General features: G+C 66.5%; 10 protein-coding genes. 6 read left to right on the forward strand and 4 right to left on the reverse strand.

The window, feature by feature from the left end; genetic code table 11:
• Positions 1-39 precede the first annotated feature (39 nt).
• Together J5J86_RS05905 and J5J86_RS05910 are read left to right on the forward strand one after the other, a co-directional pair.
• Entirely contained in the window at positions 40-495 is a 456-nt protein-coding gene (locus J5J86_RS05905) for an Lrp/AsnC family transcriptional regulator (protein ID WP_209103942.1), read from the forward strand.
• 84 nt (positions 496-579) lie between these two features.
• On the forward strand, positions 580-1,374 hold the full coding sequence (locus J5J86_RS05910) for a DUF72 domain-containing protein (RefSeq protein WP_209103943.1): 795 nt from the start codon (positions 580-582) through the stop codon (positions 1,372-1,374).
• Positions 1,375-1,909: 535 nt separating this feature from the next.
• Here the strand turns inward: J5J86_RS05910 and J5J86_RS05915 are convergent.
• Complete coding sequence (locus J5J86_RS05915; protein WP_209103944.1) at positions 1,910-2,341, reverse strand: potassium channel family protein; 432 nt, start codon at positions 2,339-2,341, stop codon at positions 1,910-1,912.
• Positions 2,342-2,479: 138 nt separating this feature from the next.
• On the opposite strand from J5J86_RS05915, the gene J5J86_RS05920 reads away from it, so the two are divergent.
• The 4 genes from J5J86_RS05920 to ptsN all read left to right on the forward strand — a co-directional run bounded on the left by J5J86_RS05920 (position 2,480) and on the right by ptsN (position 6,267).
• Positions 2,480-2,740 (forward strand): hypothetical protein, encoded by a 261-nt coding sequence (locus J5J86_RS05920; RefSeq protein WP_209103945.1) that lies wholly within the window; start codon positions 2,480-2,482, stop codon positions 2,738-2,740.
• A gap of 229 nt (positions 2,741-2,969) precedes the next feature.
• Entirely contained in the window at positions 2,970-4,796 is a 1,827-nt protein-coding gene (gene typA, locus J5J86_RS05925) for a translational GTPase TypA (RefSeq protein WP_209103946.1), read from the forward strand.
• A gap of 328 nt (positions 4,797-5,124) precedes the next feature.
• A complete protein-coding gene (gene hpf, locus J5J86_RS05930; protein ID WP_209103947.1) occupies positions 5,125-5,724 on the forward strand; it encodes a ribosome hibernation-promoting factor, HPF/YfiA family in 600 nt (199 codons plus the stop codon).
• 78 nt (positions 5,725-5,802) lie between these two features.
• Positions 5,803-6,267 (forward strand): PTS IIA-like nitrogen regulatory protein PtsN, encoded by a 465-nt coding sequence (ptsN, locus tag J5J86_RS05935; protein WP_209103948.1) that lies wholly within the window; start codon positions 5,803-5,805, stop codon positions 6,265-6,267.
• A 136-nt stretch (positions 6,268-6,403) separates the two neighbouring features.
• Here ptsN and J5J86_RS05940 read toward each other — a convergent pair whose 3' ends face one another.
• The 3 genes from J5J86_RS05940 to malQ form a co-directional block, all read right to left on the reverse strand.
• On the reverse strand, positions 6,404-6,667 hold the full coding sequence (locus tag J5J86_RS05940; protein WP_209103949.1) for a BQ00720 family protein: 264 nt from the start codon (positions 6,665-6,667) through the stop codon (positions 6,404-6,406).
• Between the two features lie 51 nt (positions 6,668-6,718).
• Positions 6,719-7,144, reverse strand: coding sequence for an Hsp20 family protein (locus J5J86_RS05945; protein ID WP_209103950.1), 426 nt, complete (start codon positions 7,142-7,144; stop codon positions 6,719-6,721).
• Between the two features lie 166 nt (positions 7,145-7,310).
• Positions 7,311-9,380: a 4-alpha-glucanotransferase gene (gene malQ, locus J5J86_RS05950; RefSeq protein WP_209103951.1), complete on the reverse strand. Its 2,070-nt coding sequence runs from the start codon at positions 9,378-9,380 to the stop codon at positions 7,311-7,313.
• Between the last annotated feature and the right edge of the window lie 4 nt (positions 9,381-9,384).

Consider the following 9,384-nt stretch of genomic DNA (forward strand, 5'->3'; position numbering starts at 1 on the left):
ATTGCCGCGAAATGGGCTCAGCTTGGCAGAAACGTGCAGATGGACGCCATAGACCGAAAGATCCTCGCTCTTCTCCAGGAGGATGGGCGCATGTCAGTGGCGGAGCTTGCCGAGCGGGTTGGGCTGTCCGCCTCGCCCTGCCTGCGCCGCGTGCGGGCGCTGGAGGCGTCGGGCCTCATCGACCGCTATGTGGCGGTGCTGAACCAGCGCGCCGCCGGCTTGCCGGTGAGCGTGTTCGTCTCCATCAAGTTGGAGCGCCAGCGCGAGGACGCGCTCGATGCCTTCGCCGCCGCCATCCGCCGCTGGCCGGAAGTGCTGGAATGCTACCTCATGACCGGGCAGCGGGATTATCTCTTGCGCGTGGTGGTGGCGGACCTGGACAGCTATGAGCGCTTTTTGAAGATCAAGCTCACCCGGTTGGACGGCATTGCCTCCATCGAAAGCTCGTTCGCCCTGGAACAGGTGAAATATTCCAACGTTCTGCCGCTGGCCTAGAGCCGGATCCGATCCCACTGGATCGTCATGCGACCCAATTTGATCGGTGAATCCGTGTCTTTTCAAAATGATAGAGGGTGAGACATGAGCATCCGGGTTGGCATCGGCGGCTGGACGTACGAGCCCTGGCGGGGGAGCTTCTACCCCAAGGGCCTGCCCCATGCGCGGGAACTGGAGCATGCCGCGCGCGCCGTCACCTCCATCGAGGTGAACGGCACCTTCTACCGCACCCAGACGCCCAAGACCTTCCGCGCCTGGGCGGAGGCGGTGCCGGAGGGCTTCGTCTTCTCCCTGAAGGCGCCGCGTTATGCCACCAACCGCCGGGTGCTGGCCGAGGCGGGGGAGAGCATCGGCAAGTTCGTGGACAGCGGCCTCGCGGAGCTGGGCGACAAGCTCGGCCCCATCAACTGGCAGTTCGCCCCCACCAAGGCGTTCGATCCCGACGACTTTGCCGCCTTCCTGGACCTCCTGCCGGAAATGGCCGGCGGGCTCGCCCTGCGCCATGCAGTGGAGGTGCGCCACGAGAGCTTCTGCTGCCCCGCTTTCCTCGATCTGGTGCGCGCCCGCAACGTGGCGGTGGTGGTGGCGGACAGCCCGGACTATCCGCAGATCGCCGATGTGACCGCCGACTTCGTCTATGCCCGCCTCCAGGACGCGAAGGCGGAGATCGAGACCGGCTATGAGGCGGCGGCGCTCGATGACTGGGCGGACCGCGCGCGGCGTTGGGAAAAGGGCGGGACGCCGGAGGGGTTGAGGACGATCGCGCCTCACCCGGCTGGCACGGCGAAGAAAAAGCGCGACTGCTTCCTCTATTTCATCAACGGCGCCAAGGAGCGGGCGCCGGCGGCGGCTCAGGCGCTGCTGGGGCGGCTGAAATAGATTGCAGCTGAGAGGCTTGCTGATGGCGGGACCGCGATCAGCACGAAGGAGGAAGGCAGACCCACATCATCCTCGGCTGAGCTCCTCCAATTGAGGGATGCGGGCTCAAAATGGAGCCCTAAGCTTCGCAGAGTTCAGCGGAGTCTGGTCTATGAGGGTGGCAATCTCTCTTCTTTTCAGTGTGTTGGCCGTGGGGGCAGGTGCTCGAGCTGAAAGCTGTTCGGCCGGCGTCGTATGCAACACGCGCTATGAAGCGTGTTCTGCTTATCGATCTCACCCCGTCCTTAAAAATTGTACTTATAAAAATCTGGTCTGTTCAACGTCTTACCAAGCCGTTCGGATCGGATATTGCTTCGACAGTGGAGAGTGCAACACATCACGCGTCTTGCGCCCCAGTGAAGGGGAAAGAATTATTTTTCAGCTTGATCCATATAATGTCAAAAGCCGAGGAGACTTCGCTTCCGGCTTGCGCGTTACGTGCGATTAGGCCTGCATTGGTCTTTGGACCCCCCGGGGGGGGGCTGACGCCCCTCCTCTAATTGATCCGTAGCAGCCGCAGCACCCGGGAGAGCACGGCGAACATCAGGGCCGTGGACCAGCCGAACAGCAGCATGCCGTTGGCGGCCGTGAGCGGGCCGAGAATGCGCCAGTCGGGCGATGGCAGGATGTCGCCATAGCCGAGCGTGGTGAAGTTCACGAAGGCCAGGTAAAAGGCGTTTTGCGCGTGGGCCACGGCGCCGACCATCACATAGGACAGGGCCCAGATCCGCACCTGGATGATGTGAGCGAGGGTGAGCACCGCTGCCGTCATCATCATCACCACCATGAGCGTCGCGACCTTCCGGTGGGCGGTGAGCCGCGTGGAGGCAACGCGCAGCAGCCGGATCGTGGCCACCGTCGCGATCGCCTGGAGGGCGATATTGATGAGGCTTACGATGAGCCCGTACCAGAGTTCCAGCGTGATCATGAGGTCTCCCCGCCGGGTCCTTCTGCTCAGTTCACGCCGGTTTCGCAACTCCTCCTCTGCCACGCCGGCGGGAACAAAAGGCCCGCATGCGGGTTGACCGGACAGTTGGGGGGAGATGCGCACAAGGAGGGCAAGCTGATGGACAAGCCCCACACCCATCTGGAGGAAGCAGGTGCCGGCGAGGGAACGGCCCTCCTGCAATACTGGTCCTCGTCCCGCTCGGTGAACGCGCCGGACCACTGGCCCGAGCCCTATGAGTTCCCCACGGTCGATGATGCTGTGACCTTCGCCATGACCCAGCTGCCTTCGGACCACGAGGTGGCGTGGCTGAGGACCCCCGACGGGCGGACGCTGCGGCCGGACCAGATCCGCCGCCTCTGGGCCATGCGGCGCATGTAAAGCCGCAGTGTCGGCCGTTTGGCGCATGTGGCGCGGCAGGCCCGGGGATCTGGTCTGACGCCGCTCCACATACTCGACCGGCGCTCGTAACGCCCCTGCAATTGGAGCCGCCGCCGCAGGTTGGCGCCACGCAACATTGCTTTGCGGCGGGTAATGTGTATTTTGCGGCGCAAAATTACGGCAAGCGGGTCCGAGCACGTCGGGCCCGCGTTTTGGTGTTTGGAACCCCATGCAGCTGCGCAACATCGCCATCATCGCCCACGTCGACCACGGCAAGACCACGCTCGTGGACAAGCTGCTCCAGCAGTCCGGCTCGTTCCGCGAGAACCAGCGGGTGGCCGAGCGCGTCATGGATTCCAACGACCTGGAAAAGGAACGGGGCATCACCATCCTGGCCAAGGCCACGTCGGTGGTGTGGAAGGACATCCGCATCAACATCGTGGACACGCCCGGCCATGCCGACTTCGGCGGCGAGGTGGAACGCATCCTGTCCATGGTGGACGGCGCCATCGTGCTGGTGGACGCCGCCGAGGGTCCCATGCCGCAGACCAAGTTCGTGGTCGGCAAGGCGCTGAAGATCGGCCTCAAGCCCATCGTCGCCATCAACAAGGTGGATCGTCCCGACGGCCGCCCGCAGGAAGTCATCAACGAGGTGTTCGACCTGTTCGCGGCGCTGGACGCCACCGACGAGCAACTCGACTTCCCCATCCTCTACGGCTCCGGCCGCGACGGCTGGATGGCCGACGCGCCCGAAGGCCCCAATGACCAGGGCCTGGCCCCGTTGTTCGACCTGGTGGTGAAGCATGTGCCCCCGGCCCATGTGGACGACGCGCCGTTCCGCATGCTGGGCACGCTGTTGGAGGCCAATCCCTTCCTCGGCCGCATCATCACCGGGCGCATCGCCTCCGGCACGGTGAAGCCGAACCAGTCCATCAAGGTGCTCGACCGCAACGGCAACCTGGTGGAAACCGGCCGCGTCTCCAAGATCCTCGCCTTCCGCGGCATCGAGCGCCAGCCCATCGAGATGGGCGAGGCGGGAGACATCGTCTCCATCGCCGGCCTCGTGAAGGGCTCGGTGGCCGATACCTTCTGCGACCTGTCGGTGGATACCCCCATCCAGGCCCAGCCCATCGACCCGCCCACTGTGACCATGTCGTTCCTGGTGAACGATTCGCCGCTGGCCGGCACCGAGGGTGACAAGGTGACCAGCCGCATGATCCGCGACCGCCTGTTCAAGGAGGCCGAGGGCAATGTGACGCTGAAGATCGAGGAATCCGCCGACAAGGACTCCTTCTTCGTGTCCGGCCGTGGCGAACTCCAGCTGGCCATCCTCATCGAGACCATGCGCCGCGAGGGCTTCGAACTCGCCGTGTCGCGGCCGCGCGTCGTCTACTCCCAAGGGGAGAATGGCGAGACGCTGGAGCCCATCGAGGAAGTGGTCATCGACGTGGACGAGGAATATTCCGGCACCGTGGTGCAGAAGATGTCCGAGCGCCGCGCCGACATGGTGGAAATGCGCCCCTCCGGTGGCAACCGCCAGCGCCTGGTCTTCCACGCCCCCACCCGCGGCCTCATCGGCTACCAGTCGGAACTGCTCACCGACACCCGCGGCACGGCCATTATGAACCGCCTGTTCAAGGCCTACGAGCCTTATAAGGGCGAGATCCCGCAGCGGGTGAACGGCGTGCTCATTTCCAATGAGTCCGGCGAGGCGGTGGCCTATGCCCTGTGGAACCTGGAAGATCGCGGCCCGATGGTGATCGAGCCCGGCTGGAAGGTCTATCAGGGCATGATCGTGGGCATCCACAACCGGGACAATGACCTGGAAGTGAACGTGCTCAAGGGCAAGAAGCTCACCAACATCCGCACCACCTCCAAGGACGAGGCGGTGCGCCTGACGCCCCCGATCCGCATGACGCTGGAGCGGTCGCTGGCCTGGATTCAGGACGACGAGCTGGTGGAGGTGACCCCCAAGTCCATCCGCCTGCGCAAGCGCTTCCTCGATCCCAACGAGCGCAAGCGCAACGAGCGCAAGGGCGTCTCCGAGATCGCCTGATCCAGCCTTTCGGTTTTGTGTGACACCGCCCCCGGTCCGAAAGGGCCGGGGGTGTTTTTTTGCCCCGTGCCGCGCGCCCGTGTCCCTTGCGCCCGCCTCAAACGTCCGTTGAGTCGGGGGCGTGATGGCCATTTCGTGGCATCAGGGCAGGGGAGGATGCCCCAAGGGGGTGGCGGCGGGGCCAGCAACCATGCGGCCTCCAGGTTGACGTGCGGCATTTCGTTGACAGTTCGCCCGCTCGCTCCTACCACTGATAAGCCGGCCGGTTTGCAAGAACAGGGTCTTCGGGTGGGGAACCGCATCCGTTACCCAAAGGGGATCAAATCGCATGGCTCTACGCGTCTCGGGTAAGAACATCGACGTGGGAGAAGCTCTCCGTCACCGCCTGTCGGATCGCATCACCGAGGTGCTCTCCAAATATTTCGACGGCGGATGGTCCGGCCATGTCACCGTGGCCCGCGAGGGATCCGGGTATAAGTCCGAGTGCATGCTGCACCTGGATTCCGGCGTGAACCTCCAGGCCCATGGCGCGGCCCAGGACGCCAATGCCTGCGCCGATGCTGCCATCGAGAAGATCGAGAAGCGGCTGCGGCGCTACCGGCAGCGCGTCAAGGACCGCCATGGCCACGGCAATGTGGTGGGCGTCAATGGCGCCTTTGCCGCCCAGAGCTACGTGCTCGATGTGCCGGACGTGGATGCCGAGGAGGAAGAGCTGGAGGGCTGGAGCCCCACCGTGGTGGCCGAGCAGGCCACCAAGCTGCGCAACCTCTCGGTGCGTGACGCGGTGGTGGAGCTGGAAATCACGGGCGCGCCCGTGGTCGTCTTCCGGCACGCCGGCCATGGCCGCGTGAACGTGGTCTATCGCCGCCCGGACGGGCATGTGGGCTGGGTGGATCCGGCCGCCTTCTCATCCGAAGAAAAACATTGATGGCCGTCGGGCTTCAGGGCAGGCATGAGCCTCGGCCGGCGGCCTGCCCGAGCCCGATGATGCCAGGGATAAGCATTCATGCCTCTCGCTGATCTCCTCGCTCCCGAAGCGGTGTTCCCGTCATTGAGGGCGAGCAGCAAGAAGCAAGCTCTCCAGGAGCTTGCCCATCAGGCGGCCGCGCTTGTGGACCGCGACCAGCGCGAGGTGTTCGAGACGCTTCTTCAGAGGGAGCGTCTCGGCTCCACCGGCGTTGGCAGCGGCATTGCCATCCCGCATGGCAAGCTGCCGGGCCTGCCGAAGCTGTTCGGCGCCTTTGCACGGCTGGAAAAGCCCATCGATTTCGAGGCGCTGGACGGCGAGCCGGTGGATCTTATCTTCCTCCTGCTCGCGCCGGAAGCGGCGGGCGCCGATCATCTCAAGGCGCTGGCGCGGGTGGCGCGCATGCTGCGTGACCCGGAAACCGCCGAAAAGCTGCGCGCCACGCGCGATGCCTCGGCGATCTATACGCTTCTCACCACCACGCCAGCCTCCGACGCCGCCTGATCGCGAGCGATCACGTCGGCACGCGCAGGCTGGGTCGGCACTCGCCCGCGGGCAAGTCTGTCACGAACATCCGGAAGGCGAAGCGCTGCATGGGCCGGCGGGGGAGCGGACGGGCGTCCGCCCCGGCCGCCGGGTGTCAGTGCACGGAAAGCGTCACCAGCGCGTGCTGGCTGGCATTGGCAAGCGCCGCCTCGCGGCTGTCGGTGAGCATGATGGGCGTGCCATCGGCCGCATGGAGGGTGAACAGGGTCATGCCCGGCGCGATTTCGGGCGCCTGGGGAAACATCTGCTGCACGTCCTCCGAGCGGATGGTCCGCACATAGGCGATCTCTCCGCCGCCGAGGCCTGCGAGCGCCTCGGGCGTGATGGTGATGGTGTCGGGGGTGCTCTTCTCGATCATTGTCTCTTCCTCTCTCTCCGCAAACGCGTCACGTCGAACCACCGTTCCCCTTCACGAGCGGGAGACGATGTCGATACGTTTTGCGAGCCGGGTCGGCTCTGGCCGGACGAGATCGATGGACAGAAGACCGTTGCGCAGTTCCGCGCCGAGCACATTCATGCCCTCGGCCAGAACAAAGGTGCGCTGGAACTGACGCGCGGCAATCCCCCGGTGCAGGAAGACACGGCCGTCCACCTCCTCGGTCTGGCGACCGCGAATGGTGAGTTCCTTCTCTTCAAGCGTGATTTCCAGCTGTTCGGACGTAAAGCCTGCCACCGCAAGGGTGATGCGCAGCTTCAGCGGCCCGCCGTCGGCGTCGATCCGTTCCACATTGTAGGGGGGATAGCCTTCCGACCCCTTGGTGACCCGGTCGAGCGCCCGCTCAACCTCGTCGAAGCCGAGCAGAAACGGGTTCGACAGCGAGGAAATACGCGACATGTCCAAAGTCCTCGTCAAGCGACTTTGCGGTTCGGAAGATGTCCTATCCGGCCATCTTCCCGCCGGGGCCCTAAGCGGCACCCCGACGCTTCCCGATATGGGGCGCGGGAGGCCGGGGTGCAAGGGTGGGGCTTGAGGAGGATGCGGGGCTTGAGCGGGCGCCCGTTCAGGAGGTCGCGCGGGCCCGCGCTAGGGTGGCTAGGCGGGTCTGAACGTCTGGTCCGTCCAGCAGCGTGTCGGCCGCGCCGTCATAGCGGCGGCGCCAGTTGGGGTGCTCGTCCACCGTGCCCGGCAGGTTGGGCTGCTCGGTGCGCCCGAGCGCATCTTCCAGCGGCACCACCACCAGGGGGGAGGGGGTGCGGCCGACAAAATCCAGCGCCGCCTTCAGGACGCCATCCGGCTCCTCGGACGCCGGTGCCGTGCCTTCAGCGCCAAGCGCCTGCCAGAGCGCGGCGCGGTCTGCCTCGCGCTCGGCGCGCTCGTCCGCCTCGGTGCGGCCTTCGCCCAGAAGGCCGAGCGGCGCACGCCAGGTGATGTCGCCGCCGCGCCACCAGCCATGGACGGTGGGCAGATCATGAGTGCCGGTGACGGCGCTGGCGAGGGTTGAATAGTCGGCGGCGCGCTTGAAGCCCGCGCCCTCCCGCTCGAACCACAGCACCTGGAGCCCCAATATGCCACGCCCCGCCAGCGTCTCGCGGAAGCCGAAGGGCACGGTGCCCAGATCCTCGCCCAGCACGATGGCCTGCCGGCGCTGGGATTCCAGCGCCACCAGCCGGATCATGTCGGCGAACGGATAGGCCAGATAGGCGCCAGCCGCGGGCGGCGCCCCGTCGGGGATGAGCCAGAGGCGGGACAGGCCCATTACATGGTCGATGCGCACCCCGCCCGCATGGGCCATCACCGCGCCCAGCATGTCGCGGAACATGCCGAACCCGCCATTTACCAGCCCGCGCGGCGAAAAGGCCGCAAGGCCCCAGCCCTGGCCGATGGAATTGAGGAGATCGGGCGGGGCGCCCACGGTGGCGCCGATGAGCATCTCCTCCTGCCGTCCCCAGGCCTGGCTGCCGCCGCCATCAGCGCCCACTGCGAGATCCGCGATGAGGCCGATGGGCATGCCGGCGGACCGCGCGGTGTCCTGCGCCGCCTGGAGGGAGCGGGCGGCCATCCATTGCAGGGCCGCATGGAAGGTCACGGCGTCCGCATGATCCTGCGCGAACCGTTCCACCTCCGGTGACCGGGGATGTCGCAGCCCTTCCGGCCAGGAGCGCCATTGCCATTTGAACGGGTCGGTGCCGAACTGCGCGGCGTGGAGGGCCTCGAAGCGGGCATGGTCCTCCAGCATTTGCCCGCCCTCCCGGCGGAAGGCCGCCAGATCCGCCAAGAGGTCGGGGCGCTGGGGCAGAACCTTCGCGCACAGGTGGCGCATGAGGGAGAGCTTCAGGGGGCCGGCCTTCGGCCAGTCCACCTGCGGGGCGGCCTCCAGCGCCGCCATGTCCGTACCGGCGCCCAGGGTCGCAATGGCGCCCGCCACAGCCTCGGGGCCAAACACCACGGCCGGGTCCGCATGAAGGGCGTTCAAGAACAAGCGGCTGGAGGGCGAATAGGGGCTGAAATGGTTGGCGTCGGCGGAAAAGGCAGCATGGACCGGGCTCATAACCAGCCCTGCGGCGCCCGAACGCGCCGCGTCCGCCGCGAATGCGCCGAGCCCGGTAAAGTCACCGATGCCGCCATCCCCCGTCCGCCGCAGCCCATAGACCTGCACCGCAAGCGCCCAGAGGCGTGGATCCTGGCGCTGCACAGCGTCCCCCACGCTGAAGCAGCGCTCCGGCGCCACTGCCAGGGTGGTGACAACGTCGCCCGCCTCAAGCCGGTGATAGCCTGCATCCCCCAACGCCGGCAGGGGAAGCAGGCCGCCGGCGGCCTCCGCTTCGCCCTCCACCGTGCCACCGCCTTCCAGCCGGATGCGGTAGCGCACGCGCCCATTCCGCTCCGCGAAGGGCAAGCAGATCGGCGCGCCCGCATCGGCGGTGACGAGAGGCGGGGTCACGGCCGCCTGCTCGCGCTCCAGGGCGGCGAGGCTTTCGGCCACCTGCGCCTCGGTGGCGGCGGGCAGGCCCAGCGTCGCCAGCAAGGCGCGCAGCACCTCGGGCGAGACGGTTTGCGGCCGGCCGAACGCGTCCGTCCATTGGGGCGAGAGGCCGGCGCGGGAGGCCAGGCGAGTGAGCGCGTCGGTCATGCGC

Source organism: Aquabacter sp. L1I39 (genome assembly GCF_017742835.1).
Lineage (GTDB): Bacteria > Pseudomonadota > Alphaproteobacteria > Rhizobiales > Xanthobacteraceae > L1I39.

What these genes read in the sequence shown, in the direction of transcription:
- J5J86_RS05905 (WP_209103942.1), top strand. Translation starts at nt 40, where the DNA reads ATGGACGCCATAGACCGAAAGATCCTCGCTCTTCTCCAGGAGGATGGG.
- J5J86_RS05910 (WP_209103943.1), top strand. Translation starts at nt 580, where the DNA reads ATGAGCATCCGGGTTGGCATCGGCGGCTGGACGTACGAGCCCTGGCGG.
- J5J86_RS05915 (WP_209103944.1), bottom strand. Translation starts at nt 2,341, where the DNA reads ATGATCACGCTGGAACTCTGGTACGGGCTCATCGTAAGCCTCATCAAT.
- J5J86_RS05920 (WP_209103945.1), top strand. Translation starts at nt 2,480, where the DNA reads ATGGACAAGCCCCACACCCATCTGGAGGAAGCAGGTGCCGGCGAGGGA.
- typA (WP_209103946.1), top strand. Translation starts at nt 2,970, where the DNA reads ATGCAGCTGCGCAACATCGCCATCATCGCCCACGTCGACCACGGCAAG.
- hpf (WP_209103947.1), top strand. Translation starts at nt 5,125, where the DNA reads ATGGCTCTACGCGTCTCGGGTAAGAACATCGACGTGGGAGAAGCTCTC.
- ptsN (WP_209103948.1), top strand. Translation starts at nt 5,803, where the DNA reads ATGCCTCTCGCTGATCTCCTCGCTCCCGAAGCGGTGTTCCCGTCATTG.
- J5J86_RS05940 (WP_209103949.1), bottom strand. Translation starts at nt 6,667, where the DNA reads ATGATCGAGAAGAGCACCCCCGACACCATCACCATCACGCCCGAGGCG.
- J5J86_RS05945 (WP_209103950.1), bottom strand. Translation starts at nt 7,144, where the DNA reads ATGTCGCGTATTTCCTCGCTGTCGAACCCGTTTCTGCTCGGCTTCGAC.
- malQ (WP_209103951.1), bottom strand. Translation starts at nt 9,380, where the DNA reads ATGACCGACGCGCTCACTCGCCTGGCCTCCCGCGCCGGCCTCTCGCCC.